Source organism: Xanthobacter sp. (genome assembly GCF_041911315.1).
Taxonomy (GTDB): domain Bacteria; phylum Pseudomonadota; class Alphaproteobacteria; order Rhizobiales; family Xanthobacteraceae; genus Xanthobacter; species Xanthobacter aminoxidans.
Genome location: NZ_JAYRPE010000016.1, coordinates 29,013 through 53,848, shown reverse-complemented (window position 1 = coordinate 53,848; position 24,836 = coordinate 29,013). Strand labels below are relative to the sequence as shown.

At 68.4% G+C, this 24,836-nt stretch carries 28 protein-coding genes; 18 read left to right on the top strand and 10 right to left on the bottom strand.

All coding sequences use genetic code 11. From position 1 onward, the window contains the following. Positions 1 to 165 precede the first annotated feature (165 nt). The 8 genes from ACE3QW_RS06190 to ACE3QW_RS06155 all read left to right on the top strand — a co-directional run bounded on the left by ACE3QW_RS06190 (position 166) and on the right by ACE3QW_RS06155 (position 7,542). Positions 166 to 834 carry a hypothetical protein gene (locus tag ACE3QW_RS06190; RefSeq protein WP_374250845.1) on the top strand — a complete coding sequence of 223 codons (669 nt, stop codon included), beginning with the start codon at positions 166 to 168 and terminating at the stop codon, positions 832 to 834. Further along, positions 831 to 2,816: an MFS transporter gene (locus ACE3QW_RS06185; RefSeq protein WP_374250844.1), complete on the top strand. Its 1,986-nt coding sequence runs from the start codon at positions 831 to 833 to the stop codon at positions 2,814 to 2,816. Before ACE3QW_RS06190 ends, ACE3QW_RS06185 begins: the two co-directional genes overlap by 4 nt. Beyond that, positions 2,816 to 3,883, top strand: a complete 1,068-nt coding sequence (locus ACE3QW_RS06180; protein WP_250165019.1) for an ABC transporter substrate-binding protein — start codon at positions 2,816 to 2,818, stop codon at positions 3,881 to 3,883. Before ACE3QW_RS06185 ends, ACE3QW_RS06180 begins: the two co-directional genes overlap by 1 nt. Further along, on the top strand, positions 3,883 to 4,557 hold the full coding sequence (locus ACE3QW_RS06175) for a hypothetical protein (RefSeq protein WP_024277115.1): 675 nt from the start codon (positions 3,883 to 3,885) through the stop codon (positions 4,555 to 4,557). Before ACE3QW_RS06180 ends, ACE3QW_RS06175 begins: the two co-directional genes overlap by 1 nt. Positions 4,558 to 4,675: 118 nt before the next feature. After that, positions 4,676 to 5,026, top strand: coding sequence for an STAS domain-containing protein (locus ACE3QW_RS06170; RefSeq protein ID WP_024277116.1), 351 nt, complete (start codon positions 4,676 to 4,678; stop codon positions 5,024 to 5,026). An 11-nt stretch (positions 5,027 to 5,037) separates the two neighbouring features. Further along, positions 5,038 to 5,481 (top strand): ATP-binding protein, encoded by a 444-nt coding sequence (locus ACE3QW_RS06165; protein ID WP_051678960.1) that lies wholly within the window; start codon positions 5,038 to 5,040, stop codon positions 5,479 to 5,481. Positions 5,482 to 5,606: 125 nt separating this feature from the next. Next, positions 5,607 to 7,256 (top strand): Na/Pi symporter, encoded by a 1,650-nt coding sequence (locus ACE3QW_RS06160; protein WP_374250842.1) that lies wholly within the window; start codon positions 5,607 to 5,609, stop codon positions 7,254 to 7,256. Further along, complete coding sequence (locus ACE3QW_RS06155) at positions 7,240 to 7,542, top strand: STAS domain-containing protein (protein WP_024277119.1); 303 nt, start codon at positions 7,240 to 7,242, stop codon at positions 7,540 to 7,542. The genes ACE3QW_RS06160 and ACE3QW_RS06155 overlap by 17 nt, the downstream gene beginning before the upstream one ends. Before the next feature lie 40 nt (positions 7,543 to 7,582). Here the strand turns inward: ACE3QW_RS06155 and epmA are convergent, their stop codons facing one another. Continuing rightward, on the bottom strand, positions 7,583 to 8,656 hold the full coding sequence (epmA, locus tag ACE3QW_RS06150; protein WP_374250841.1) for an EF-P lysine aminoacylase EpmA: 1,074 nt from the start codon (positions 8,654 to 8,656) through the stop codon (positions 7,583 to 7,585). A gap of 190 nt (positions 8,657 to 8,846) precedes the next feature. On the opposite strand from epmA, the gene efp reads away from it, so the two are divergent. Beyond that, complete coding sequence (gene efp / locus ACE3QW_RS06145; protein WP_374250840.1) at positions 8,847 to 9,416, top strand: elongation factor P; 570 nt, start codon at positions 8,847 to 8,849, stop codon at positions 9,414 to 9,416. A gap of 170 nt (positions 9,417 to 9,586) precedes the next feature. After that, the gene (locus ACE3QW_RS06140) at positions 9,587 to 9,988 is read left to right on the top strand and encodes a response regulator (RefSeq protein WP_374250839.1); all 402 of its coding nucleotides are present in this window, start codon (positions 9,587 to 9,589) and stop codon (positions 9,986 to 9,988) included. Between the two features lie 18 nt (positions 9,989 to 10,006). On the opposite strand, the gene grpE is transcribed toward ACE3QW_RS06140, so the two are convergent. Beyond that, on the bottom strand, positions 10,007 to 10,654 hold the full coding sequence (grpE, locus tag ACE3QW_RS06135) for a nucleotide exchange factor GrpE (RefSeq protein ID WP_250165022.1): 648 nt from the start codon (positions 10,652 to 10,654) through the stop codon (positions 10,007 to 10,009). A gap of 121 nt (positions 10,655 to 10,775) precedes the next feature. Then, positions 10,776 to 11,876 carry a heat-inducible transcriptional repressor HrcA gene (gene hrcA / locus ACE3QW_RS06130; protein ID WP_024277125.1) on the bottom strand — a complete coding sequence of 367 codons (1,101 nt, stop codon included), beginning with the start codon at positions 11,874 to 11,876 and terminating at the stop codon, positions 10,776 to 10,778. 157 nt (positions 11,877 to 12,033) lie between these two features. On the opposite strand from hrcA, the gene rph reads away from it, so the two are divergent. From rph to ACE3QW_RS06100, 6 genes are all read left to right on the top strand, one after another. Continuing rightward, positions 12,034 to 12,747: a ribonuclease PH gene (gene rph, locus ACE3QW_RS06125; protein WP_374250877.1), complete on the top strand. Its 714-nt coding sequence runs from the start codon at positions 12,034 to 12,036 to the stop codon at positions 12,745 to 12,747. Continuing rightward, a complete protein-coding gene (gene rdgB, locus ACE3QW_RS06120) occupies positions 12,747 to 13,379 on the top strand; it encodes an RdgB/HAM1 family non-canonical purine NTP pyrophosphatase (protein WP_374250838.1) in 633 nt (210 codons plus the stop codon). Before rph ends, rdgB begins: the two co-directional genes overlap by 1 nt. Positions 13,380 to 13,432: 53 nt before the next feature. Further along, positions 13,433 to 14,605, top strand: coding sequence for a radical SAM family heme chaperone HemW (hemW, locus tag ACE3QW_RS06115; protein WP_374250875.1), 1,173 nt, complete (start codon positions 13,433 to 13,435; stop codon positions 14,603 to 14,605). Between the two features lie 87 nt (positions 14,606 to 14,692). Then, positions 14,693 to 15,658 carry a signal peptide peptidase SppA gene (gene sppA, locus ACE3QW_RS06110; protein ID WP_029556746.1) on the top strand — a complete coding sequence of 322 codons (966 nt, stop codon included), beginning with the start codon at positions 14,693 to 14,695 and terminating at the stop codon, positions 15,656 to 15,658. Between the two features lie 138 nt (positions 15,659 to 15,796). Then, positions 15,797 to 16,081, top strand: coding sequence for an integration host factor subunit beta (gene ihfB / locus ACE3QW_RS06105; protein ID WP_024277130.1), 285 nt, complete (start codon positions 15,797 to 15,799; stop codon positions 16,079 to 16,081). Positions 16,082 to 16,086: 5 nt separating this feature from the next. Then, complete coding sequence (locus ACE3QW_RS06100) at positions 16,087 to 16,407, top strand: lipopolysaccharide assembly protein LapA domain-containing protein (protein ID WP_250165025.1); 321 nt, start codon at positions 16,087 to 16,089, stop codon at positions 16,405 to 16,407. Between the two features lie 88 nt (positions 16,408 to 16,495). On the opposite strand, the gene ACE3QW_RS06095 is transcribed toward ACE3QW_RS06100, so the two are convergent. Further along, positions 16,496 to 16,723, bottom strand: a complete 228-nt coding sequence (locus tag ACE3QW_RS06095; protein ID WP_250165026.1) for a hypothetical protein — start codon at positions 16,721 to 16,723, stop codon at positions 16,496 to 16,498. A gap of 120 nt (positions 16,724 to 16,843) precedes the next feature. Between ACE3QW_RS06095 and ACE3QW_RS06090 the strand changes: the two genes are divergently transcribed. Further along, positions 16,844 to 17,452: a TetR/AcrR family transcriptional regulator gene (locus ACE3QW_RS06090; protein WP_374250837.1), complete on the top strand. Its 609-nt coding sequence runs from the start codon at positions 16,844 to 16,846 to the stop codon at positions 17,450 to 17,452. Between the two features lie 30 nt (positions 17,453 to 17,482). On the opposite strand, the gene ACE3QW_RS06085 is transcribed toward ACE3QW_RS06090, so the two are convergent. Continuing rightward, positions 17,483 to 18,355: a transporter substrate-binding domain-containing protein gene (locus tag ACE3QW_RS06085; protein ID WP_250165028.1), complete on the bottom strand. Its 873-nt coding sequence runs from the start codon at positions 18,353 to 18,355 to the stop codon at positions 17,483 to 17,485. Positions 18,356 to 18,493: 138 nt separating this feature from the next. Between ACE3QW_RS06085 and ACE3QW_RS06080 the strand changes: the two genes are divergently transcribed. Beyond that, positions 18,494 to 20,506 carry a glycosyltransferase gene (locus ACE3QW_RS06080; RefSeq protein WP_374250836.1) on the top strand — a complete coding sequence of 671 codons (2,013 nt, stop codon included), beginning with the start codon at positions 18,494 to 18,496 and terminating at the stop codon, positions 20,504 to 20,506. Here the strand turns inward: ACE3QW_RS06080 and ACE3QW_RS06075 are convergent. From ACE3QW_RS06075 to gcvPA, 5 genes are all read right to left on the bottom strand, one after another. After that, the gene (locus ACE3QW_RS06075; protein ID WP_024277137.1) at positions 20,451 to 21,044 is read right to left on the bottom strand and encodes an SCO family protein; all 594 of its coding nucleotides are present in this window, start codon (positions 21,042 to 21,044) and stop codon (positions 20,451 to 20,453) included. The genes ACE3QW_RS06080 and ACE3QW_RS06075 overlap by 56 nt on opposite strands. A gap of 33 nt (positions 21,045 to 21,077) precedes the next feature. After that, positions 21,078 to 21,296: a hypothetical protein gene (locus ACE3QW_RS06070; protein ID WP_374250835.1), complete on the bottom strand. Its 219-nt coding sequence runs from the start codon at positions 21,294 to 21,296 to the stop codon at positions 21,078 to 21,080. Positions 21,297 to 21,391: 95 nt separating this feature from the next. Beyond that, entirely contained in the window at positions 21,392 to 21,832 is a 441-nt protein-coding gene (locus ACE3QW_RS06065) for an NUDIX domain-containing protein (protein WP_374250834.1), read from the bottom strand. A gap of 72 nt (positions 21,833 to 21,904) precedes the next feature. Then, complete coding sequence (gcvPB, locus tag ACE3QW_RS06060; RefSeq protein WP_374250833.1) at positions 21,905 to 23,479, bottom strand: aminomethyl-transferring glycine dehydrogenase subunit GcvPB; 1,575 nt, start codon at positions 23,477 to 23,479, stop codon at positions 21,905 to 21,907. Continuing rightward, positions 23,479 to 24,819, bottom strand: a complete 1,341-nt coding sequence (gcvPA, locus tag ACE3QW_RS06055) for an aminomethyl-transferring glycine dehydrogenase subunit GcvPA (protein WP_374250832.1) — start codon at positions 24,817 to 24,819, stop codon at positions 23,479 to 23,481. Before gcvPA ends, gcvPB begins: the two co-directional genes overlap by 1 nt. Positions 24,820 to 24,836 lie beyond the last annotated feature (17 nt).

The window sequence follows — 24,836 nt, the reverse complement described above, 5'->3', positions numbered from 1 at the left end:
ACTCGCGGCCAAACCAGACAAAAAACTCCCCTGCGACCAAAAAAACCTGCATTGTCAGCTTGCTTTTCGTGGCATGAAGGTCGGGCGGTCGGGGCCGGACCATAGGGCAGGGCGCGAAGGGTTCGGCGCGAAAGTCGAGACGCCAAGGGTCGAGCGCGAAGGGTCATGAGGCGGACCACACTGGGGCTCATCATCGTGTTCGCGTTGATCGCGGCCGCGTGCGTCGCCTTCGGCGCCTATTTTTCCTACGTGACGCTCATCAATGCCCATCGCGGGGTCATCGAGGCCCGCTGTGGTATCGCCGCCCAGCGTGTGGTGGACGTGGTTGAAAAGGCCGCTTCCCTCGGCATCGCCCTTCCCGCGCAGCAGACGCTGACCGCGGTATTGGAGCGGGAGGCCCGCGTGGAGGACGCGATTCGCTCCATGGACCTCACAGACGAGCATGGCATCGTCCTGTTCTCCAGCGAGCCCGGGCGCGTCGGCCTGGATACGACTCGGGACACCGAGCGCGGCCTGACCCGTCCGGTGCGCAACGACATAGGCCAGAGTCTCGGCCGCGTCGTGGTTCGGTATGATTCCAAGATCCTGACCGATGGCGCCGCGACGCTCGCCTCCGACCTCAGGCGGATCGCCCTTCCCACGCTCCTGTGGGCCGGCGCGGCGACCTTGGTCATTGGCCTGCTTCTCGCCGCTTTGCTGCAGCGGGCGGTCCGGCGCGCCGCGGAGCCGCATCTGTGGCCGCCGGCTGCCCGCGCTGCGCTCGCCTCGGTCGAAGAGGCGCACCGCACGGCCGGGCCGTCGGCCACCGGCGTCACCGGTGGGGGCGCCGGATGATCGGTCTTCGCGGCGGCATCTCCATCGCCATCGTCATCATCCTCTGTTCGGCGCTGGCCGTGATCGGCTGGGGGGCGGAGCAGGCGGCCCAGCGCACCATCGCACCGGAGATCGTCGCCAAGGCGAATTCGGTCGGCCGGGCCGCCGCCGACCTCGTCCAGCGCGCCGCGGCGGTCGGCGTGCCTTTCGACCGGTTGGTCGGGGTGAACCGCTATTTCGATGACCTGCGGGCGGCCAACGTCGAGTTCACCCAGATCAGCCTGAACGCTGCGGGCGGCAAGGAACTGGCGCGGTCGGGCGCGGTCTCTTCCGGCGGCGACGCGCCACGGGTCTTTGTGCCGGTGGAGGATGCCGACGGGCACCGCCTGGGCGACGTCATGATCGTGGTCGATCCCAGCGTCGTGTCCCAGCAGGTGGGTGCGGTGCTCGTCGATGTCGCCTTCATCGGCATCGTCGCGCTGCTGGTGGCGCTGGAACTGGTGGCTCTCGTCGTTGGCACCCGCGGCCTCGAATCCCTGGTGGCGGTGGAGCGGCGGCTCAAGGCGCTGAAGCGCGGCGTGCTCTCCCGCCAGGAGGGCGGTGCGGGGGCCGCCGGCGACCTTATCCTCCCCATCGACCGGCATGTGGATACGCTCGCCGGTCGCCATCTCTCCCTGCGCGCCGAGGCGGAGCTCAGGGGGGATGCCGAGGCCCTTGCCCGGCTCGACGAGATCGAAGTCCGCACCGGCCTCGGCCGGGTCCAGGCGGCCGAGAGCGAGGCCGCAATCGCGGTGCGCCCGGCCCTGTTCCTGTTCATGCTGGCCGAAGAACTCACCCGCCCCTTCCTGCCGCGCGCCGCACAGGCCCTCGGCGTGCCGGCCGGCTTCGGCCCCGATGTGGCGGCGAGCCTGCCCATCGTCGCCTTCATGGCGGTGGTGGCGCTGTGCCAGGTGCCGTTCGCCTCCCTGTCCGAGCGGCTCGGCCGGCGTCCGGGCTTCCTCGCCGGCGCGGCACTGGCGGCGGCGGGTTACGTGGTCTCGGCGATCAGCCCGCATTACGACGTCTTCCTCGCTGCCCGCGTCGCCACGGCGGTGGGCTATGCGCTGGTGTTCGTCTCCGCCCAGGGCCACGTGGTGGATCTGTCCTCGGGCGCGGCCCGCAGCGCGGCTCTGGCCGTGTTCGTGCGGGCCATCATGGTGGCGAGCCTGTGCGGGCCGCCCATTGGCGGCGTCATCGCCGACAGGCTGGGACCGGGCGTCGCCTTCGCGACCTCGGCCGGTCTCGCCCTCGTGGCGCTTCTGGTGGCGCGGCTGACGCTGCCGGCCGCGGAGCGGCATCGCAGCGTGGCCAATGTGGGGCTCGCCGACCTCAAGGCCGCGGCCCGCGCACCTGGTCTGATGTCCCTGCTCCTGGGCTGCGCCTTCCCCGCCAAATTCCTGTTTGCCGCCTTGTGCTTCCTGCTGGTGCCGCTGGAACTGCAGCGCGAGGGCTTCTCTTCCGCGGCCATTGGCCGCTTCCAGATGATCTATCCGGTCCTCATGGTGATCGGCGTGCCCTTCTTCGCCGCCCTGGCCGATCGCTTCAGCGCCCGCGCCGGATTCGTGGTGGCGGGGGGGCTGGTGTCGGGCATCGGCGCCCTGGCCGTGCTGCTCCATCCCTCGGTGGCGCTGATCGTCGTTGCGCTGGTGGCGCTGGGCTGGGGACAGGCCATGTCCATCGCGTCCCAGTCGGCGCTGGTCGCGGATACCGCCACCAGCATGGGGGCGGGCCGGGCGGCCGGAGTTCTCGGCCTGTTCCGGCTGGTGGAGCGGTCCGGCAACGCCGCCGGTCCCGCCAGTGCCGGCTTCCTGCTTTCGACGCTCGGCTTCGCGGCGGCGACCGGTTTCCTCGGCGCTGTAGCGGTAGCCGGAGCCATGCTATTTGCGCTATCTGGACGCAGAGTCTTCGTCCATCATTCGCGCCGCCCATCCTCTGCGGCCGCCTCGGAAGGGAGTTCCGCCTGATGGATCGCCGTTCCCTCCTCGCACTCGGCCTCGGCGCGGGTGCTGCGGGGCTGGTGGGCACTGTCCCCGGCGCCTTCGCCCAGACCAATGGCGGCAACGGCCAGCCGCGCCCGGCCGGCACGCCTGCACCTGCCGCCCGTGGCGAGGCGTTCCGTGTCCTGATGCTCACCTTCCGCGGTGATACCGATGTGGAGCGCGGCTTCCGCGACTACTTCGCGGCCAACGACATCAAGGTCGAGTTCATGACCCGCGACGTGGAGCGGGACGCGAGCAAGGTGAAGCCGATCCTCGCGGAAGTGCTGCCGACCTTCCGGCCCAACCTCATCTACACCTATGGCACCCCGTTGACGCTCGGCGTCGCCGGTCCCTATGACGCGCCGTCCACCGCCGGTTTCGTGCGCGATATCCCGGTGGTGTTCGCCCTGGTGGCGGCGCCGGTACAGGTGAAGATCGCGCCTTCGCTCGCCTCTTCGGGGCGCAACGTGACGGGCGCGGTGCACGTGGTGCCCACTGACGTGCAGATGCGCGCCATGCAGAGCTACAAGGCGTTCAAGAAGGTCGGCGTGATCTATTCGCCGAACGAGAGCAACTCGGTCGCCATCATCGACGAGATGAAGGCCTTCTCCGCCACCATCGGTGCCGAGGTTCTGGCCCAGCCCCTGACCATGGTGGGCAGCAAGCCGACCGGCGACGGGGTCGAGGATTTCGTGAGGAACCTGAAGGCGCAGGGCGCCGAATGGCTCTATCTGCCGGCCGACACCTTCCTTGCCACCATCTTCGACCGGGTCGGCCCGGCGGCACTGGCGGCGGGGCTTCCCACCTTCGGCGCGACGGAATTCTTCCTGCGCGAGGGGCTGGGGCTTGTCGGGCTGGTCAGCCGCTATTATTCGGTGGGCCAGCTCGCCGCCTCCAAGGCGGCCGAGATCCTGGTCCAGCACGTGCCGCCCCAGGACATCCCGATCGAGACGCTGAAGCGCTTCGCCCTCATCATCAACATGAACGTGGCCAAGCAGCTCGGCGTCTACCCGCCCATCGCCATGCTCAATTATGCGGAAGTAATCACGTGATGAACGCCCTGCGCGAGGCCGCGCCGACCTCTACGCTGACGCAGCGCATGCTCGGGCCGGGCGATCTCGACGCGATCGACACCCTTCATCATCTGGCCATCGGGCCGCTGGTTCGCCCGGAAGTGGTGAAGCCGGAGAACCGTTCGTACTTTGAAAGCATTCTCAGCGGCCGCGGCCTGGTGATCGGGCTCTATGATGGCCCGCTGCTCGCCGCCTACGGCATCCTCCAGCACGACCATTCGCCGAAGGATGGTCCGCACCGCCTGCTTGGGCTCGATCCCGCCTTGTCGGTGGGCCGGCTGGCCGGGGCTTCGGTGCATCCGGCCTATCGCGGCCGTGGACTGCAGCGGGTGCTGATCGCTGCGCGGGTCGATGCGGCGCCCGCGGACATGGTGCTGTTTTCCACAGCGGCGCCGGTCAACACGCCGAGCTGGGCGAGCCTGCTCGTCGAGGGCTTTCCCATCTACGACATCCAGCTCTTCTTCGGCGGCTATGCGCGCTACGTGATGGTGCGCGACTTCACCACCTTCGATCCGCAGGAGACCCTTCTGGTCGATCCGCTGGATACAGCGCGGCAGAAGGAGCTCTTCGCCGAGGGGTGGCACGGCTACGCCCGCTGCCGCACCGATTCCGGCGCTGCCGGCGTGCTGTACGCCCGCCCCCGAAAAGCCTGACACCCCCAGCGGGCAGGCCCTTCCGGGGCCCCTGCTCCGCGTCACGAAACTGTCGTATGGTTTGCTGAATCTGTGCCCACGCGGTGCGGGCATCCCGATCCAGAGAGATACTGGCCCCATGAAGATCGAGAGGACCCCCCTCGGCCCCGACATCATCCTCGTGCGCCTGGAAGGCCGGCTCGACATCGCCGGCGCGGCGGCGGTGGAGCCGGAGTTCAAGTCGTCCTGCGAGGCCGCGCGCGTGCTCGTGGTGGACTTGTCCGGCACGCCGTTCATGGCCTCCATCGGCATCCGCCTGCTGCTTGCGGGTGCCAAGGGGCTGCATCGCAAGGGGGGCATCATGGGGCTTTTCGCATGTGACCCTCAGGTGGAGAAGGTGCTGCGCTCCACCGGGGTCGATCAGCTCGTCGGCATCCACGCCACGCGGGACGAGGCGCTCGCGGCGGCGGGCATCTCCCCGGCAACCTGACGGCGGATCCCATGGCGACGCCCGCGGCCGGAACCCTTGTCTCGACCATCGATGTGGGCGCGCGCATCGACGACATCACCGACGCCACGGGCTGGCTCGGCACGCTGGCTGACGAACAGGGCTGGCCGGATGCCACCCGCTTCGCGCTGGAGCTGAGCCTCGAGGAGGCGCTGACCAACGTCGTCTCCTACGGCTTCGCAGGCACCGACCGGCAACCGCACATCCGAATCGAATGCTGGCGCTTGCCAGAAGGCCGGGTGGCGGTGCGCCTGATCGACAACGGCGTGCCCTTCGATCCCACCAGCATCGCCGAGCCGGTGGTCCCCGACAGCATCGAGGACGCCCGGATCGGCGGTCACGGCGTGCAGCTGATGCGGCATTTCCTCGAGACGCTCGACTACAGCCGGGAAGGTGAGGAAAACCAGCTGACGCTGGTGGCCAACGCGGCCGGCTGAGGTTGCTCACAAGAGTGTCGCACTCCGCGGTCTATGATGTCCGCTCGGGGAGCCGTGCCGCAGCATCCGCGAAACATTGAGCGAGTCTGCGGCTTTCCTCTGGTGCCGTCGGGTCTTTCTTATCGATGCTTGTCATTGCCGAGCTCCTGGCCGGCCTCGGCCTTCTGTTCGTCGGCCTCAAGGCCATGGCCACACACCTGCAGCAGGCCACGGGCCGCAAGGTGCGCGCACTGCTGCGCCGGGCGACGCGCTCCCCGGTGATGGGGCTGCTGTGCGGGACGCTGGCGGGAGCGGCCACGCAATCCTCCAACGCCGTCGCGGTCATCAGCGGCAATCTCGTGCGCGGCGGTGCCTTCACCACGCGCGATGCCATTCCGGTCGTCGCCGGCGGCAACGTGGGGACGTCGGCGCTGGTGTTCGTGGCGGCGATCGATTTCCGCCTGCTCGTGCTTTACATCGTCGGCATCGTCGGGCTCGCTTTCCATTTCAAGCTGGACCGCCGTCGCGGCATGGCGCAATGGATGGGCGTCGCCTTCGGCCTCGCGCTGGCCCTGCTTGGCCTCGATTTCATCAAGCAGGCGCCACGGGCGCTGGACATTGCGTCGGTCGCGGGCAGCCTCGCCGACCATCTGACTCCGCTCCTCGGCTTCTTTCTCGGGTTTGCGGTTTCCGCCGTCAGCCAGTCGTCCTCGACCCCCACGATCCTCGTCCTGGCCCTGATGCAGGCGGGCCTCCTCGGCCTCCACGATGCGGTCTTCATCGTGCTCGGCGCGAATCTTGGTTCCGGGTTTGCGGCCATTCTCTCGGCCGGCGGGCTGGAGGGGACCGGCCGCCAGCTCTGCTATGTCCATGTGCTGGTGAAGGCCGTGGGCTGCCTCATCGTCGGAGCCTTCTTCGGCCTTGGCGGGGTGGTCGGCTTCGACGGCTTCTCGGCCCTCTCTGCCGTGGGCAACGACAAGGCGTCCATGTCCCTGTCGGTTCTGTTCCTCGCCCTTCAGGTGGCGGGCGCGATCCCGGTGGCTTTCGCGCGAGGGCTTTCCGAAAGGTTCGCCGCCGCCATGAGCCCGCCCACGCTGGAGGACGGCGCCTCCCGCCCGCGCTTCATCCATGACGAAGCGCTGGCGGACCCCTCGACGGCGCTCGACCTCGCCGTTAGCGAGACCCTGCGGCTCATCAAGCTCTTGCCGACCCTGCTGCCGGACCTCGACCAGACGGACAACGGCGACGCCGGCGAACGGCTGGCCCTGTGGCGTGGCGCTGCCTCGGTGGGCCTTGCGGTGGACCAGTTCATTTCGGAGCTCATCGCGGTCGGCCTCGCCCGCGACAGTCTGGAAATCGCCCTGCATCACCAGGCGCTTGTGGAGAACGTGCGCACGCTTCAGGACACGCTGCACGACTTCACCGAGGTGGTGGAGGGCTTCGACGAGGTGCCGCCGCTCGCCTTTGCCCTGTCGGAATCGTTACGGGCGATCACTTTGTCCCTCGCCGACGCCACCGATGGGCCGGCCGATGATCTCGACCTCATCATCGCGCTCTCCGGCGATCGTTCAGAGATGTTGAACCGCATCCGCCGCCAACTTGCCGCTACGGCACTCGACGCGGGGGCGGACGCGCGGCAGCTGCTGCTGGCGACCAGCCTGTTCGAGCGGGCGATCTGGCTGGTGCGCCGCAGCGCGATTGCGTTGCGCACGCCAGAGAATGAGGATAATCCGGAGCGTCCGGCCGCCGCGGAGGCGGACATCAAGCGAGTAGGGGCCGATGCACATCGAACGTGAGCAGGTCGGAAGCGACGTGGTGCTGAAGGTGGCGGGGCGTCTCGACACGCCCAATGCCAAGCCGTTCGAGGCGAGCCTCATGGAGGTCGTCTCCATGACCGACGGGGGGATCGTGGTGAACCTCGCCGGAGTGGACTATGTGTCCTCCTCCGGTCTGCGGGCTCTGCTGGTGGCTGGCAAGGCCATGCGCGGGGCAAAGCGCAAGCTCGCGCTCTCTTCGCTCCAGCCGCAGATCCGTGAGGTGTTCGACATCTCCGGCTTCTCGACCCTGTTCGAGATCAACTGATTCTGCCGAGATTTGGGGCCGGATCGGTCGCGAGGCTGATCTAAAGTCCAGCGACCGGCGCCCACAGCACGTCCTCGATCCGCCTCGCTCCGCTTGCCAGCAACGCGAGCCGGTCGAAGCCGAGGGCGCAGCCGCTGGCCGGAGGCATGAGCGCCAGCGCCGCGAGGAAGTCCTCGTCGAGCGGATAGCGCTCCCCATAGAGCCGTTCCTTCTCGTCCATGTCCTTTTCGAAACGCCGGCGCTGCTCGTCCGCGTCCGTCAGCTCGCCGAAGGCGTTCGCGAGTTCCAGCCCGCAGCAATAGAGCTCGAACCGCTCGGCGAAGCGCGGATCCTCCGGCTTCTGCCGGGCGAGAGCCGCTTCGCTTACTGGATAGTCGGTCAGGATGGTGGGGCGGCCGACGCCGAGATGAGGCTCGATCTTCTCCACCAGCACGCGCGAGAACACGTCGCCCCAGGTGTCGTCGGGCGCGGTGCGGATGCCGGCCTCGGTCGCGGCGCGGGCGAAGGTGGCGGCATCCGGTGCTTCCCCTGCGGTCGGCAGAACGGCCTCAAGGTCCATCCCCGCATGGCGGGCGAAGGCTGCGACGAGCGTCAGGCGCTCCGGGGCGGCGAAGGGATCGCAGGTCTTGCCGCGATAGTGGAAGGCCGAGGCTTCGCCGGCCTCGGCGGCGCGGGCGAGGAGGGCGGCGCAATCCTCCATCATCGCCGTGTAGGGCGCACCGGCGCGATACCACTCCAGCATGGTGAACTCGGGATGGTGCGCCATGCCACGCTCCCGATTGCGGAACACGCGGGCGAACTCGAAGATCTTCGGCTCCCCGGCCGCGAGCAGCTTCTTGGCCGCGAACTCGGGTGAGGTGCGCAGGTAAAGTCGGTGAGTTGTCCCGTCCGGGCCGATCAGCTCAGTCCCGAAAGCGTGGAGATGGGTCTCGTTGCCCGGCGAGACCTGCAGCGCCGGCGTCTCGACCTCGATGAAACCGTCCTGCGCGAAGCCTGCGCGCACGGCGGCGGCGATGCGCCCGCGCGCGAGCAGGAAGGGGCGGCGGTCCGCGTGAACGTCGGGTCGCCACCACGGCGGGGAGGGAGGCGCCAGCGAAGAGTTCGATACCGCCATGACGTAGGTTCCTCGTTGCGGCCACCTGGGCTGCCCGCCGCCACTGGGCCTCGGGGCCGGAAAGACGAGTGCAAGACTGGCGTTGCGCGCCATTATCGCTATGGTGCGCGCCGAACCAGCCAGACGGCGCCGCCGTCAACCGTTTTCCAATCGGCGCGGGCGCCGCGCATCAGGTCAAGGAAGAGCCGACGTGGTCAAGGTTATCGCCAGCACCCTGCGCAAGGGCAACGTGGTCGACATCGACGACAAGCTGTACGTTGTTCTCACCGCCGAGAATATCCATCCCGGCAAGGGCACGCCGGTGACGCAGCTCGACATGCGCCGCATCTCCGACGGCGTGAAGATCTCCGAGCGCTACCGTACCACCGAGCAGGTGGAGCGCGCCTTCGTGGAAGATCGCCCGCATACCTTCCTCTATGAGGATTCCGACGGCTACACCTTCATGAACCCGGAAACCTACGATCAGGTGACCGTGCCGAAGGATGTGATGGGCGACCAGGCCGTCTATCTCCAGGAAGGCATGGAATGCATGCTCTCCACCCACAATGGCGTTCCGATCGCCATCGAGCTGCCGGCCCGCGTGGTGCTGGAGATCGTGGACACCGAGCCGACCGTGAAGGGCCAGACGGCCTCTTCCTCCTACAAGCCCGCCATGCTCTCCAACGGCGTCCGCACCATGGTGCCGCCGCACATCGCGTCCGGCACGCGCGTTGTCGTCATGACCGCCGACGCTTCCTACGTGGAGCGCGCGAAGGACTGACCTTCCGCTTGTGATCCCGGAAGGGCCGTTTCCGGCCCTTCCGGTTTTCTTTCAATACCTTGCTGCGGCGCGTGGAACTTTTCCCCCGGCCGCTGGTTGACCCCCGACATGGCCCTGAGGGGACATGCAGTCAGCCAAGGCGTTGAAGAATGATCTTGTCGGGAAGGCGGGTGCTCGTCGTTGAGGACGAGTTTCTCGTGGCACTGGGGCTCGAAGACAATCTGAGGTCGCTGGGCTACACCGTGGTCGGGCCGATCGCGAGCCTCGCCGCCGCCGTCTCCGCCGCGTCGTCCGAACGCATCGACGCCGCGATCCTCGACGTGAACCTTGCAGGCGAGCCGGTCTATCCGGCCGCGACGATCCTGGCCGAGCGCGGCATCCCCTTCATTTTCTGCTCGGGCTATACTGGCAGCGTGCGCATGCCGGCGGAATTCGTCGACGCGCCGCGGGTGGCCAAGCCCTACACCAGCCGTGTCATTGCCGATGCGCTTGCCGACCTCATCGGATCGGGTCGCGGCCCAGGCGGCAGCGACCGCGGGAGGCGGGATGTCGCCGCCTCCAACGATATGTGATCTTCCAGAGAGCCTGATTCAGGCCGCGCCGGCGGCCTTGTTCGCCTCAGCCTTCGGGCCACCGCGGGCGACACCGACCATGGCGGGCCGCAGAACGCGCTCGCCGATGACGTAGCCGGCCTGCACCACCTGCACCACGGTACCGGTCGGCACGCTCGGGTCCGGCACCTCGAACATGGCCTGATGAAGGTTGGGATCGAACTTCTCCCCCTTCGGCTCGATCTTGCGGATGCCGTGCTTCTCCAGCGCCTTCACGAGGCCGCGCTCGGTCAGCTCCAGTCCGTCCAGCAGCGCCTTGAAACTGCCTTCTGCGGTCGCCTTTGCGTCCGCCTCCACCGAACCGAGGGCACGGGCCAAATCGTCCGCCACGTTCAGCACGTCGCGGGCGAAGGAGGCGATGCCGTAGGTCTTGGCGTCCTGGATTTCCTTCTCGGCGCGGCGGCGCACATTCTCCGCCTCCGCGAAGGCGCGCAGGAACTTGTCCTTGAGGCTCGCGATCTCGGCTTCCAGGCGCGCCTTGTCGCCCGCCGGATCGCCGATGGCGGCGTCCGCCATGGCGGTGGCTTCCGCCTCGGCGGTCGCCTCGTTCACCTGTGCATTGCCCTGCGCGGCACCGTTTTCGCTTGCGTCGCCGCCGGTCTCGGGCGCGCGCTTCTGCTCGCTCATCCGGTTACTTCCCCTGCCTTGAGATTCGCCCGAGGTCACAACGCCGCCGGGCAAAGGCCAATCGTCCCGGCGCATATCGGGGCGATGGGGGGAAAAATCAAGTCGTGGTGATCCTTATCCCTCACGCAGCGTCCGCACCCGGTGCGCCCAGCACCCGGCTCACGAGGCGGGCGGTGAAGTCCACCATGGGGACGATGCGGCCGTAATTGAGCCGCGTCGGGCCGATGACACCCAGCACGCCCAGCACGCGTCCCTGCCCATCGCGGTAGGGCGCGACGATGGTGGAGGAGCCGGAAAGGGAGAACAGCCGGTTCTCCGAGCCGATGAAGATGCGCAGCGCCTGCGCCTCCTCCGCCCGGCCGAGGAGTTCCGAGACCTCGCGCTTGGTCTCGAGATCGTCGAACAGCAGGCGGATGCGCTCTAGATCCTCCAGCGCCCTGAGATCCTCCAGCAGCTTCGCCTGACCGCGCACAATGAGGGTCCGCTCGCCCGGCCCGTCGCCGGACCAGGAAGCGAGCCCCGCCTCCACCACGCGCGCGGTCAGGGTGTCGAGGTCGCGGTTGATCTCGGCGAGCAGGCTCTCCATCTCCTGACGGGCGTCGGAGAGGGTGCGGCCACGGATGTGGGCATTGAGGAAATTGGTGGCCTCGGTGAGGGCGGAGGTCGGCAAGCCGGGAGGAAGGGCGAGCGCGCGGTTTTCCACCTGCCCATCCTCCGATACGAGGATGACGAGGGCGCGGCCCGGTTCCAGGGGTACGAATTCCACATGCTTAAGGCGGGGATCGGTCTTGGTGGCGGTGACGACCCCGGCACCGCGGGCGAGGCCCGAGAGCAAAGCGGAGGCTTCCTGCAGAACGCCTTCCACCGTGGTGGTGCGTGCGGCGGCGAGCACCTGCGTCTCGATATTGGCCCGGTCACGCTCGTTGACGTCGCCCACCTCCATGAGCGCATCGACGAAGAAGCGCAGGCCGCGCTCAGTGGGCAGGCGCCCGGCGCTGGTGTGTGGGGCATAGATCAGCCCGGCCGCCTCGAGGTCCGCCATCACGTTGCGGACCGAGGCGGGGGAGAGGGTCATGGGGATCAGGCGGGCGATGTTGCGTGAGCCCACCGGCTCACCGGTGGCGAGGTAACTCTCCACGATCTGGCGGAAAATCTCGCGCGAACGCTGATCGATCTGCGCGAGGCCGCCGGTCGAGAGGGGCAGGAACGGATCGAGCGCCACGGGTTCAGCCTTCGGAGCCAAGGATTTCGCTGGCTCTAATGTGTCCCTCGCCGGGGCCGGGTTCAAGCGCCACGCGGGGGCTCCTACCACCCTTGCTTTCCTCCCGGCGCGCGGCGCTCTAAAAGGAGCGCCCATGACGCACAAAGAGGTATCCATTATGCGGCCCAGCAAGCGCGCCCCCGACGAGATGCGCGCGGTGTCCTTTGAACGGGGCGTGATGCGCCACGCGGAAGGCTCCTGCCTCGTGAAGTTCGGCGACACCCACGTTCTCGTCTCCGCGACGCTGGAGGAGCGCCTGCCGCCGTGGCTGAAGGGCCAGGGACGCGGCTGGGTGACGGCGGAATATTCCATGCTGCCCCGCGCCACCCACGACCGCACCCGGCGCGAATCCACCACCGGCAAGCAGTCCGGCCGCACCCAGGAGATCCAGCGCCTGATCGGGCGTTCGCTCCGCTCGGTCACGGATCTCGTGGCGATGGGCGAGAAGCAGATCACCATCGACTGCGACGTGCTCCAGGCCGACGGCGGCACCCGCACCGCCTCCATCACCGGCGCCTGGATCGCGCTTCATGATTGCCTGAGCTGGATGAAGTCCCGCTCCATGATCAAGGAGATGCCGCTCAAGCAGCACGTGGCGGCGGTCTCCTGCGGCATCTATGAAGGCACGCCCGTGCTCGACCTCGATTATGCCGAGGATTCGGTGGCCGAGACGGACGCTAACTTCGTCATGACCGGAACTGGCGGCATCGTGGAAATCCAGGGCACGGCGGAGAAGACGCCCTTCACCCAGGACGAACTGCTCTCGCTGCTGTCGCTGGCCCGCTCGGGCGTGGATCGGCTCGTCTCCCTCCAGAAGCTGGCGATCGGCTGATGGCGCGCCAGCTCACCGGCCGGCTGGTGGTGGCCACCCACAATCCCGGCAAGCTCATCGAAATGAAGATGCTGCTGGAGCCTCACGGGGTGGAGGCCGTCTCCGCCGGCGAGCTCGGTCTTCCCGAGCCGGAGGAGACCGAGACCACCTTCGAGGGAAACGCCCGCCTGAAGGCTGTGGCGGCGGCCAACGCCGCCCAGCTTCCGGCGTTTGCCGACGACAGCGGCCTCGTCATTGAGGCCCTCGGCGGTGCGCCGGGCATCCACACAGCCCGTTGGGCGGGACCCGACCGCGATTTCGAGATGGCCATGGAGAAGGTGGAGGCCGAACTTCGGAAGGTCGGCGCCACCGAGCCCGACCAGCGCCATGCCCGGTTCGTCTCGGCGCTCTGCATCGCCTGGCCGGATGGGCATCTGGAGGAGTTCGAGGGCACCGTGGACGGCACCCTCGTTTGGCCGCCCCGTGGCGCCAAGGGGTTCGGCTACGATCCCATGTTCCTCCCCGAGGGCCATGTGAAGACCTTCGCCGAGATGACGGCCGACGAGAAGCACGGCATGCCGCCCAAGGGCTTCGGCCTTTCCCATCGTGCCCGCGCCTTCCTGAAGCTCTCGCAGGCTTGCCTGAAGGGGTGAGCGCAATCTTGGATCAGGCTCCGTCCGCGAACCCTCCGGCACGCCCTCTCCCGATCGGGGGCGAGGGTGTTGACGGCATCGAGGACACGCAGGGCGGCTTCGGTGTCTATGTGCATTGGCCGTTCTGCAAGGCCAAATGCCCCTATTGTGACTTCAACAGCCACGTCCGGCTCGTGCCGCCGGACGAGGCGCGCTACATCGCGGCCTTCCGGCACGAGATCGCCCACATGCGGGCCCTGTCGGGACCGCAGAGGGCGCAAACGGTCTTTTTCGGCGGCGGTACGCCCTCCCTCATGGCCCCCGCCACTGTGGGCGCGATACTGGAGGCCATCAACGAGGCTTGGCCGCTCACCGCCGATGCCGAGGTGACGCTGGAGGCGAACCCGACCTCCGTGGAGGCGGAGCGGTTCCACGGCTACCGGGCTGCGGGTGTCAACCGCGTCTCCCTCGGGGTGCAGGCCTTGGACGATGCGGACCTCCAAGGGCTCGGGCGGATGCACTCGGTCGCCGAGGCGCTGGCTGCCGTGGGCATCGCGCGCAATGCCTTCGATCGTGTGTCCTTCGATCTCATCTATGCCCGTCCGCGCCAGACGCCCGAAGCCTGGGCGGCTGAGCTGCGGCGCGCGCTCGCCGAAGGCTGCGAGCACCTGTCCCTCTACCAGCTCACCATCGAGCCAGGCACGCCGTTCGAGCGGCTGTACGGTGCCGGCAAACTTATCCTGCCCGACGATGATCTGTCCCGCGCCTTGTGGGACGTGACGCAGGAGGTGACGGCGCAGGCCGGCCTTCCCGCCTATGAGGTTTCCAACCATGCCCGGCCGGGTGCCGAGGCGCGGCACAATCTCGTCTACTGGCGCTATGGCACTTACGCCGGCATTGGTGCCGGAGCCCACGGGCGTCTGGTATCGGGCAAAATCCGCCACGCCACCTTCACCGAGCGGTCGCCGGAAGCGTGGCTGAAGCGGGTGGAGGCGGCCGGGCACGGCATTATTTCCGACGAGACGCTGTCGGCAGCCGAGCAGGCTGACGAAATGCTGCTCATGGGCCTGCGCCTGAAGGAAGGCTTGGACCTCGCCCGCCATGCCCGCCTCGGCGGCCGCGTGGATCCGGAACGCCTCGCCACGCTGGAGGCGGAAGGGCTGGTGGCGCTCAATGCCGGACGGCTGTGCGTGACCGCCGCTGGATTTCCGGTCCTCAACGCCGTGATCGCCGCGCTGGCGGGTTAGGTTCGCCACGCGGGAACGCTTGCCAACGCCGTGCCGCCTGCTTAAGTCCGCGTGGGGTTTGGGACTGCCTGCCGAGGAACGCGCACCATGTCGCTGGATGCCGACCAGATCGTCGAACGCCGCCGCCTCCGGCGGAAGGTCACATTCTGGCGCGTGCTCGGGGTGCTCGGCGTCGTCGCCGCCGTGGCGGTGGGCGTGTCGGCCCTGCTCGGCCGCGACATACCAGCCTCCTCGCCCCACGTGGCGCGGATCATGATCGGCGGCATCATTCGCAATGATCGCGAGCGGGTGGAGCTTCTGGAGGAGATCGGACGCTCCCGCGCCAGCGCCGTGATCCTCTCCATCGACAGCCCCGGCGGCACAGTTACGGGCTCCGAGCAATTGTACGACGCGCTGCGCCGCCTCGCTGCCAAGAAGCCGGTGGTGGCCGTCGTGGAAGGCGTCGCCGCCTCCGGCGCCTATATCGCGGCGCTGGGGGCCGACCACATCGTGGCCCGCCGCAATGCGCTCGTCGGCTCGGTGGGCGTGATCTACCAGTTTCCCAACTTCACCGAGCTTCTGAAGACCGTGGGCGTGACCATGGAGGACATCAAGTCCTCTCCGCTCAAGGCTTCGCCCAACCCCTACACGCCGGTGACACCGGAGGCGCGCGCCGCGGTGGATTCGCTGGTGAAGGACAGCTACGCCTGGTTCAAGGATCTCGTGGGCGACCGCCGCAAGCTCTCCGACGCCAAGCTCGCGAACGTCTCCGACGGACGCGTTTTCACCGGTCACCAGGGCCTCGAACTCCAACTGGTGGATGAACTCGGCGACGAGCGTACCGCCCGTGCCTGGCTCGCCCGCGAGAAGGGTGTGAGCGAGACCCTCAAGGTCCGCACTTGGCGCACCAAGGAGGTCGGGGACGAGTTCGGCTGGCTTCTGGGCGCTGCGCGCGGCGTCGTGAGCGCTCTCGGCTTCCCGCAGGCAGCGGCGCTCCTGACGGATGCGGCGAAAGGCGCGCTGGAGCGCAGTCAGCTTGACGGTCTGTTGGCCCTCTGGCACCCTCGGAGCTAGGGTTAAGATTGCGTTCACAAGCGCTTGGCGACCATCCGACAAAACCGATAACAACGCCGGACGTCCGGCCGCCCACCGTCAGGGATGCAGGGCTTTGGCTTGCTTTCGGCGGATGATTTCGAGGGAACTGGGGCCAACATGATCAAGTCCGAGCTCGTCCAGAAGATCGCCGAGGCCAATCCGCATCTCTACCAGAGGGATGTGGAGAACATCGTCAACGCGATCCTGGAGCAGATCGCATCCGCGCTGGAGCGCGGTGATCGTGTCGAACTGCGCGGCTTCGGCGCCTTCTCGGTGAAGAAGCGCGACGCCCGTGTCGGCCGCAACCCGCGCACCGGCAAGCAGGTGGACGTAAGCGAGAAGACCGTTCCCTATTTCAAGACCGGCAAGGAGATGCGCGAGCGTCTCAACACTGGAAAGTAGGCCCCGTGAGCCGCTTCCTCTCCATCCTCATCGGCCTGCCTCTGGCGATCCTTGCGATTGCGCTCGCGGTTGCGAATCGAAAGCCGGTCGTCCTCTCCCTCGATCCGTTCGCGCCGGACCATCCCGCATTGTCGGTGACGCTGCCGCTGTTCGCCATCATCTTCGCTGCGGTGATCGTCGGGGTCATCGCCGGCGGGGTTGTCACCTGGGCGCGGCAGGGCCGTTATCGTCGGGAGGCCCGCGCCGCCCGCCGCGAGCACAAGCGGGCCGAGGCGGCTCGCCCGGCTCCGTCCTCGCAGCTCGGTCTGCCGGCGCCGCGGCACTGAGCCTTCCCTTTCGCGAAGCCTTGTCTTCCGCTCTGCGTCGATCTGCAGGAGCCGTCCCGTGCGAACGGGGCGGCTCTTTCGTTTCGGCTCACGCGCGCGTGCCGTCGGGACGAGAGAGGTGCCGCCGTGCGAGGGGCAGCACGAGGTGCACCATGCCCATCACCATGGGTGGAACCGCGAGAAGCGTGGAGGCCCAGATGGGCCATCCCGCGGTGAGGGGCGACAGGAGCGCCAGGATGGCGTTGATGAGGGCATAGGCGCCGATCATCATCAGTCCCAGAAAGCGGAGGTGGGCGAGAATGGCGAAACTGCTCATGGCATCAGCTCCCGAAGCAGCGTGGCGTGGACTGATATAAACGAAACGATCCGTTCCGATGCAGTTTGATATATACGTCCCGTTTCGTTATGCAAGAGGAAAGTTGCGGAAGGCCTTCAGATGCCCGACACCAGCCATGCCGATCGCCGGCGCTCATCTATCGGCGCACGGCGCAATCCGGATGCGGAGGCGGCCATTCTGACGGCGGCGCGCGCGCTACTCGCGGAACGGGGCTATGCCGGCTTTTCCATCGAGGAGGTGGCGCGGCGCGCCGGGGCCGGCAAACCGACCATCTATCGCTGGTGGGCGACCAAGGCAGATCTGCTGATCGACGTCTACGCGGCGGAGAAGGCGAGCCACATGGCCTTGCCCGATACCGGCGCCCTCTGGAGCGATATTCTCGCCTATACCCGCGCCTTGTGGGGGTTCTGGCGGGACACGCCCTCCGGCAGCATCTTCCGGGCACTCATCGCCGAAGCCCAGACGACCGACGCCGCCCTGTCCGCCCTGCGCGACAAGTTCCTGCCCGACCGGCTCCGCGACCTGCGCCACATGTTCGAGCGCGCAGCGGACCGCAGGGAGATCCGTGCGTCGGAGATCGATGACCTCCTCGGCCTCTATATCGGCTTCAACTGGCTGCACCTTTTGACCGATCGCCTCGCCGACGATGCGCCAGCGATCGAACGCACGGCACGGCTTATCGCCGGCCAGCCGCCCGGCGGCGCCTGAGCGCCGGCCCGGCATTTCCGATGGGGCGAGTCAGTAGAAGCCGACCGGGAACCAGCGCAGATAGAGGTCGGTATAGACGCCCTTCTCCCAGATGCGCTGGAGGGCGAAGTCGATGGCGTGGCGCAGGGTATCGTTGCCGTCCTTCACAGCCACGGAAAAGCCGTCCCCGAAGAAGCGGCTTTCGGTGAAGGGGCCGCCGACAAAGCGACAGCAGCCGGCGCTGTCGGTGCCGTTCAGCCAGAGCGCGAGGGTGATGCCGTCGCCGAACAGAAGGTCCACCTGCCCGGCCTTCAGCGCCTCCTGCGCCGCCTTGAGGTCGGGGTAGGGGCGGATGGCAGCCTCGTTGAAGAAGGAGCGCAGATAGGCTTCGTGCGCGGTGCGGCTCACCACGGCCACCTTCTTGGAAGCCACCTCCTCGGGCGTCGCCTTCGCCAGCGTCTCCTGGCTGCGGCCCACGAAGCGCGCCGGCGTGCCAAGGTAACGCTCGGAAAAATCCAGCGTCGCCCGGGACGCCGGGGTTGCGACGAGGCCGGCGATGGCCGCTTCCGCTCGGCCCTGGTCCACCACGTCCGCCACATTGGCGAACGCCGCGGTCTGGAAGCTGCAGGTGACGGAAAGTTCTGCGCAGATCGCCCGCGCCAGATCGATGTTGAAGCCGGAAAGGGCTCCGGTGGAATTGATGAAGTTGAAGGGCGGGTAATCGTCCGTCGTGACGAAGCGCAACTCCTTCGGGAGCTTGGCCGCATCGGGGCGCTCGAGCCGGCGCTCCACGTTCCAGAAATTCGGCACGACGACCGGCGTGATGGCGATCTTGTCGGCCCGTTCCACCAGAGGCGGGGGGCCGCCCTGCGCCGGCTTCGCCTGTCCCGCCGGCGGCTGCTGGGCCCCTGCTGCCCCTGCCATCAACGCCACCGTGGCCAGAACCAGAGCTTTGAGGCCGGCCTGAAGCGTGGGCGTGCGGCGGGCCGCACGGATGCTCAGGAAAGAGGCTGGTGGAAGCATTGCGGCAAGCTTACCCTAGGGTTGCATGAGGGTCGGGGCATGGTGGGGGATGCCGGTGCCGCCCGCAAGGGGCGAAGCCATGTAAGCCATGACGCGGGCGAGGACCATCGCGACCTTGGGCGCGAGCGGGTCCGCGCTCAGGATGATGTGGCCGCTGCCGTCCCGCTGCCGGCATCCCTCCCGCGCACCGTGCTGGCCTCCGAGCTTCGTCCCTATCGCGATCATGTGGATGCCGACGAACTGCATGCGGCTGCCGTGCGAGCCGGGCTCGTTGGCGTCGGTGTCGACGAGGTGCTGGTCGCCTCGGGTGCACTCGATGACGAAACCGCCACGCGTCTCCTCGCCCGCGATCTCGGTCTTCCCGTTGGGGCGCCAAACCTGGCGAACCTGCCGGACGACCCGGCGATGGCGGAGGCCGTGCTGCGTACAGGCACCCTCGTGGTGGGGACCGGGCGACCACGCTTCGTGATGGCGGCGCGTGGCCGCATTGTCCGGCGGCTTCGACGGGGGCTGAAGCGGGATGCGGGTCTTGCCTCGCGCGTGGAATTGATCAGCCCGGCGGCGCTCGCCCGGCGCGTCGACGCGGTTTGCGCGCCCAGCTTCGCCGCCGCCGCGACGGCACGTCTCGTCCTGTCCGATCCGCTCAAGTCGGCGTCGACACTGCGGCCCGGCCGCATCGTCGGGCTCGCGGCCGCCGCCATCGGCCTGCCGCTCGCGCTGCTGCTGGCACTGGCGCCGGAAATGGGCCTTCTCGCCGTTCAGGCGGCTCTTTCGCTTGTCTTCCTGGCGTGGATCGCCCTGCGACTCGCCGGCTGCCTCTATGTGCCGCCTGAGGAGCCGGTGCCGGCCCTCGATGCGCGGTCTCTGCCGGTCTATTCCCTCCTGGTGCCGCTCTATCACGAGACAGCGAGCCTGCCGCTGCTGGTCGCCGCCCTCTCGGCGCTCGACTATCCCCCCGAGAAGCTCGACATAAAGCTCGTGGTCGAAGCGGACGACCATGCTACGCGCGCCGCCATCGCCGCGCTCGAGTTGCCGCCGCACATGGCGGAGGTGGTGATCGCGCCGGTCGGGCCGCGGACCAAGCCCAAGGCGCTGGAAGCAGCGTTGCCCTTCGCCCGCGGCAGCATCGTCGCGATCTATGACGCCGAGGATCTGCCGGAGCCCGATCAGCTGCTCCGGGCCGTCGCCGCCTTCCATGCAGGCGGGTCGAAAGTGGGTTGCGTGCAGGCGCGGCTGTGCATCGACAATGGCGGCGACAGCTGGATCTCGGCCCAGTTCGCCGCCGAATATGCCGGCCAGTTCGATGTTCTGCTGCCAGCGCTCAGCGCCCTCGGCCTGCCCATTCCGCTCGGCGGCACCTCGAACCATTTCCGCCGCCGCGTGCTCGATCAGGTGGGAGGATGGGACCCCTACAACGTCACCGAGGACGCCGACCTCGGCATCCGTCTCGCCCGCGCCGGCTGGCAGACACGGGTCATTTCCTCCACCACCTTCGAGGAGGCGCCCGTCACGCGGCGCGCCTGGATCGGTCAGCGCACCCGCTGGCTAAAGGGCTGGGCGCAGACCTTGCTGGTGCACGGCCGCCGGCCGCGGGCGCTGGTGCGCGATCTCGGTCCGGGCGGTACACTCGCGCTGGTGCTGCTCACGGCCGGGCCTTATGCGGCGGCGCTGGTGCATCCGCTGTGCCTTGCCCTGTTCATCGCCGATATCGTCCGCGGCGTCGCCGGGCTGCCGTGCACCCACATGGCGGAGGTGGTGACGAGCGCGCTTACCTACACCACCCTCATCGCCGGCTACGCTGGTGCGGCCGCGACCATGACCGTCGGGCTCGGCCGGCGGGGCATGAGGCCGGGCTGGCGGACGATCGTGGGCATCCCCTTCTACTGGCTGCTGCTGTCGGTTGCGGCGTGGAGGGCGGTGATCGAGCTGATCCGCAGGCCGTACCACTGGCAGAAGACCGAGCACGGCGCCGCCCATCGCGGCGGCGGCGGGGGGCTCAGAAGTAGCGCTTCAGCTCCGCCGCAGCCTCGGCCGGAGGGCGTTTGGAGTTGAACGGCGCGACGAAATTGCCTTCTTTGTCCATGAGATAGACCACGGCGGTGTGGTCCATGGTGTAGTCGCCGTCCTTCAGCGGGACCTTGCGGGAATAGACGCGGAACTCCCGCTTGATCTGCTCGGTGGCCTCCGGTGTGCCCGACAGTCCGACGATCTGCGGCGAGAAGCTCGAAACGTAGGACTTGAGCACGTCCGGCGTGTCCCGCTCGGGGTCCACCGAGACGAAGAAGGCCTGCGCCTTGCTTGCGTCCGGCCCCAGCGCGTTGAAGATTTCCGACATCTCGAACAGGGCGGTCGGGCACACGTCCGGGCAGTGGGTGAAGCCGAAAAAGATGAGCGTTGGCTTGCCCTTGAGGGCCGCCTCGGTGATCGGCTGCCCGTTCTGGTCGGTGAGGCTGAAGGGCCCGCCCACCGCCGCCTGTCCCGTCACCTTCGGCGGCGGCTCCGGCAGGAACAGGGTGACGGCGGTGACGAGGATGAGGGCGCCGGCGGCGAAGGCCGAGAAAAGGGCAATGATCTTCGTGCGTGGCGACATGTTTTCAAGGCCTTGGGGGCGGTCGGGGAAGCCTCAGAGGCAGCCGGAAAAGCCGGCGCTCAGGAGATCGAAGAACACGGCCGCGCCGTAGCGCGCCCACAGCGCCAGCCCGCCCGCACAGAGCATGGCCAAGGCCACGCCGAGGCCGATGACACCGGCGCGACCCAGGCCCGGTCCAGACGCGGCCTCGCCCTCGGCGTGCGGTGCAAGCCGTTGCGAAACCTCGGTTTCCTGGGACAGGGTGACGGACATGGCGCGCCGGTTGGGATGAAACCTCAGCAGCCACGATAGCGCGGGCGGCGGTATTTATCCAATCCGCGCCGGTCAATCGCCCGTGACAGGGCGCCTCACCAGCGGTCGGAGGGGGGTGCGCCCTGCCATTCGGCGATGCGGCGCAGGGTGGCGGGGCTGGTGTCGGAAGGCAGGTCGTCGGGCGGGAAGAAGTCGGCGGCGACGATTTCGAGGTTCCGCTCGGGCCGGGGACCGATCACCAGAGCCGCCGTCCGGTACAGGACAACGTGGTCGCGTCCACCCACCAAGGGGTTGAAATAACAGCCGGAAATCGTCAGAGGCCCCTCGGCCTCCACATTGGCTTCCTCGCGCAGTTCGCGCCGGGCCGCCTGTTCGGCGGTCTCGCCCAGATCCACCCCGCCGCCGGGAAAATGCCAGCCGGACACGTAGGTATGTCGGACCAAAAGGAGCCGTCCGGCCGGGTCGGTGGCCAGTACCCGGACACCGAGAGTCATGCCGTGGCGCATGCGGCGCAGGAGGGGGAGGGGGGAGAACATGCCTGAGCATACCCCCTCCCGGCACGGACGAAAGGGTGGTTCACACCACCCTGTCAGGTGCGTTCACCCCACCTATTCGGCGGCGTTCGGGAGCGGTTCAGGCCGAACCCACCGCAAAACCGGCGCGCGGGCGGCGCGGGTCTCGTCCAGACGACGGCGGGGGGCATAATGGGGGGCACCGAGGAAGCGCTCCTTGTCCCCCGCCTTGGCGGCCATGGCGAGGTCGCGCAGGGCACCGAGGAAGAGGTCGAGGGAGGCCTTCGATTCGCTCTCCGTCGGCTCGATCAGCATCGCCCCGTGGACCACCAGAGGGAAGTAGACCGTCATGGGGTGGTACCCCTCGTCGATCAGCGCCTTGGCCACGTCCAGGGTGGAGATGCCGGTGTCCGCCAGCCAGGTGTCGTCGAACAGGGCCTCGTGCATGGCGGGGCGCTCGGCGAAGGGGGCGCTCATCACGTCCATCAGGCAGGCGCGGACATAATTGGCGGAGAGGACGGCATCCTCGGAGGCCTGCCGCATCCCGTCTGCCCCATGGGAGAGCATCCAGCTCAGCGCCCGGACGAACATGCCCATCTGGCCGTGGAAGGCGCTCATGCGGCCGAGCGCCTGCTCGGCCCCGTCCGCACCTTGGTCCTCCACCAGCACCAGCCCATCGGCCGTGGCGACCAGCGCCGGCACCGGGGCGAAGGGGGCGAGGGCCTCGGAGAGCACCACCGGCCCCGCGCCCGGACCGCCGCCGCCGTGGGGGGTGGAGAAGGTCTTGTGCAGGTTGATGTGCATGGCATCGACCCCGAGGTCGGCGATGCGCACCTTGCCGAGGATGGCGTTGAAATTGGCGCCGTCCGAATAGAAATAGGCCCCGGCCCCGTGCACCGCCTCGGCGATGGCCACCACGTCCCGCTCGAACAGGCCGCAGGTGTTGGGATTGGTGAGCATGAGGGCGGCCACCTCCGGCCCCAGCGCGGCCTTCACCGCCTCCGGGTCCACCGTGCCGTCGGCGCGGGCGGGGATGGAGCGCACCTCATAGCCGATGAGGGCGGCGGTGGCGGGGTTGGTGCCGTGGGCGCTCTCCGGCACCAGCACCACGTTGCGCTGCGCCTCGCCGCGTGCCGCATGGGCGGCCTTGATGGCCATCATGCCGCACAGCTCCCCGTGCGCGCCCGCCTTGGGGGTGAGCGCCACGGCGGTCATGCCGGTGAGTTCGAGGAGATAGCGCGAGAGCTCCGCCATCAGCTCCAGCGCGCCCTTCACCGTGGAGAGGGGCTGGAGCGGGTGGATGTCGGCAAAGCCCGGCAGCCGCGCCATCTTCTCGTTGAGGCGCGGGTTGTGCTTCATGGTGCAGGAGCCGAGCGGGAACAGCCCGCTGTCGATGCCATAGTTCATGCGCGAGAGGCGCACGTAATGGCGCATGGCCTCGGGCTCGGAGAGGCCGGGCAGCTCCAGCGGCGCGGTGCGCGCGTGGCCGCCGAGGCGATCCTTGAACGGGGCGGGCTCGGGGATGTCCACGCCCGTCACCTCGGTGCGGCCGATCTCGAAGATCAGCCCTTCCTCAAGGTCGAGGCCCCGGTTGCCGGTGAAGGTGACGGGGCCAGCGCTGGTGCCCCCGACGATGTGCGGCGTCGTCGCGCCACGGCCTTCGCGGTTCATCACAGCACCTCCTTGAGGGCCGCGGCATAGGCGGCGCGGTCGTCCTCGCTGGTCGTCTCGGTGGCGGCGACGAGGATCAAGTCGTCGAGCCCTGACTTCGGGGCGAGGCGGGAATAGGGGACGCCGCCGAGGATGCCCTTGGCGGCGAGCTTCTCCATCACGTCAGCCGCCTTGCCCGGCACGCGCAGGGTGAATTCGTTGAAGAAGGTGTCGTTGAGCACCTCGGCCCCCGGCACGGCGGCGAGCCGGTCCGCGAGGTCGCAGGCCGCCGCGTGGTTGGCCCGCGCCAGCCGGATGAGCCCGGTCTTGCCGAGCAGGCTCATGTGGATGGTGAAGGCCAGCGCGCACAGGCCCGAATTGGTGCAGATGTTGGAGGTCGCCTTCTCGCGACGGATGTGCTGCTCGCGGGTGGAGAGGGTGAGCACGAAGCCGCGCCGGCCCTCCGCATCCACCGTCTCGCCGGCAAGGCGCCCGGGCATCTGCCGCACGAACTTCTGCCGCGTGGCGAACAGGCCCACATAGGGGCCGCCGAAATTCAACGCATTGCCGATGGACTGGCCTTCGCCCGCCACGATGTCGGCGCCCTGCGCCCCCGGCGGCTCGATGAGGCCGAGGCTGACCGCCTCGGTGAACACGGCGATGAGCAGGGCGCCGGCCTTGTGGGCCGCCTCTGCGATGGGCTTCAGGTCCACGATGTTGCCGAACACATCCGGGGACTGGACGACGACGCAGGAGCAGCCGGCATCGATGGCGGCGATGATGTCTTCCGCGCCCGTGGGCACCGGCGCCAGCGCCACCACCTCGTCCGCCGCATAGCGCGAGACGGTCTCGATGGTCGCGCGATAGTGCGGGTGCAGGTTGCCGGCCAAAAGCGCCTTGCGGCGCTTGGTGACGCGATGGGCCATCAGCACCGCCTCGGCGGCGGCGGTGGAGCCGTCATACATGGAGGCGTTGGCCACCTCCATGCCGGTCAGCTCGGCCACCTGCGTCTGGAACTCGAAGAGATATTGCAGGGTGCCCTGCGCGATCTCCGGCTGGTACGGCGTGTAGGAGGTGAGGAATTCCGAGCGCTGGATCAGGTGGTCCACGCTCGCCGGCACATGATGGCGATAGGCCCCGGCACCGACGAAGAAGGGCACCGACCCGGCCGGCACATTCTTCGCCGCGAGCCGGGAGAGCGCGCGCTCCACCTCCATCTCGCTCTTGTGGAGCGCGAGGCGCGGCAGCTCATGCGCGCGCTGGGCGGCAGGAATGTCGGCGAACAGATCGTCCACCGAGGGAGCGCCGATGCGCGCCAGCATCTCGGCGCGGTCATCGGCGGTGAGGGGAAGATAGCGCATGATGCCGCTGATCCCGT

What these genes read in the sequence shown, in the direction of transcription:
- ACE3QW_RS06190 (WP_374250845.1), top strand. Translation starts at nt 166, where the DNA reads ATGAGGCGGACCACACTGGGGCTCATCATCGTGTTCGCGTTGATCGCG.
- ACE3QW_RS06185 (WP_374250844.1), top strand. Translation starts at nt 831, where the DNA reads ATGATCGGTCTTCGCGGCGGCATCTCCATCGCCATCGTCATCATCCTC.
- ACE3QW_RS06180 (WP_250165019.1), top strand. Translation starts at nt 2,816, where the DNA reads ATGGATCGCCGTTCCCTCCTCGCACTCGGCCTCGGCGCGGGTGCTGCG.
- ACE3QW_RS06175 (WP_024277115.1), top strand. Translation starts at nt 3,883, where the DNA reads ATGAACGCCCTGCGCGAGGCCGCGCCGACCTCTACGCTGACGCAGCGC.
- ACE3QW_RS06170 (WP_024277116.1), top strand. Translation starts at nt 4,676, where the DNA reads ATGAAGATCGAGAGGACCCCCCTCGGCCCCGACATCATCCTCGTGCGC.
- ACE3QW_RS06165 (WP_051678960.1), top strand. Translation starts at nt 5,038, where the DNA reads ATGGCGACGCCCGCGGCCGGAACCCTTGTCTCGACCATCGATGTGGGC.
- ACE3QW_RS06160 (WP_374250842.1), top strand. Translation starts at nt 5,607, where the DNA reads ATGCTTGTCATTGCCGAGCTCCTGGCCGGCCTCGGCCTTCTGTTCGTC.
- ACE3QW_RS06155 (WP_024277119.1), top strand. Translation starts at nt 7,240, where the DNA reads ATGCACATCGAACGTGAGCAGGTCGGAAGCGACGTGGTGCTGAAGGTG.
- epmA (WP_374250841.1), bottom strand. Translation starts at nt 8,656, where the DNA reads ATGGCGGTATCGAACTCTTCGCTGGCGCCTCCCTCCCCGCCGTGGTGG.
- grpE (WP_250165022.1), bottom strand. Translation starts at nt 10,654, where the DNA reads ATGAGCGAGCAGAAGCGCGCGCCCGAGACCGGCGGCGACGCAAGCGAA.
- rph (WP_374250877.1), top strand. Translation starts at nt 12,034, where the DNA reads ATGCGGCCCAGCAAGCGCGCCCCCGACGAGATGCGCGCGGTGTCCTTT.
- rdgB (WP_374250838.1), top strand. Translation starts at nt 12,747, where the DNA reads ATGGCGCGCCAGCTCACCGGCCGGCTGGTGGTGGCCACCCACAATCCC.
- sppA (WP_029556746.1), top strand. Translation starts at nt 14,693, where the DNA reads ATGTCGCTGGATGCCGACCAGATCGTCGAACGCCGCCGCCTCCGGCGG.
- ihfB (WP_024277130.1), top strand. Translation starts at nt 15,797, where the DNA reads ATGATCAAGTCCGAGCTCGTCCAGAAGATCGCCGAGGCCAATCCGCAT.
- ACE3QW_RS06095 (WP_250165026.1), bottom strand. Translation starts at nt 16,723, where the DNA reads ATGAGCAGTTTCGCCATTCTCGCCCACCTCCGCTTTCTGGGACTGATG.
- ACE3QW_RS06090 (WP_374250837.1), top strand. Translation starts at nt 16,844, where the DNA reads ATGCCCGACACCAGCCATGCCGATCGCCGGCGCTCATCTATCGGCGCA.
- ACE3QW_RS06085 (WP_250165028.1), bottom strand. Translation starts at nt 18,355, where the DNA reads ATGGCAGGGGCAGCAGGGGCCCAGCAGCCGCCGGCGGGACAGGCGAAG.
- ACE3QW_RS06080 (WP_374250836.1), top strand. Translation starts at nt 18,494, where the DNA reads ATGGTGGGGGATGCCGGTGCCGCCCGCAAGGGGCGAAGCCATGTAAGC.
- ACE3QW_RS06075 (WP_024277137.1), bottom strand. Translation starts at nt 21,044, where the DNA reads ATGTCGCCACGCACGAAGATCATTGCCCTTTTCTCGGCCTTCGCCGCC.
- ACE3QW_RS06070 (WP_374250835.1), bottom strand. Translation starts at nt 21,296, where the DNA reads ATGTCCGTCACCCTGTCCCAGGAAACCGAGGTTTCGCAACGGCTTGCA.
- ACE3QW_RS06065 (WP_374250834.1), bottom strand. Translation starts at nt 21,832, where the DNA reads ATGTTCTCCCCCCTCCCCCTCCTGCGCCGCATGCGCCACGGCATGACT.
- gcvPB (WP_374250833.1), bottom strand. Translation starts at nt 23,479, where the DNA reads ATGAACCGCGAAGGCCGTGGCGCGACGACGCCGCACATCGTCGGGGGC.
- gcvPA (WP_374250832.1), bottom strand. Translation starts at nt 24,819, where the DNA reads ATGCGCTATCTTCCCCTCACCGCCGATGACCGCGCCGAGATGCTGGCG.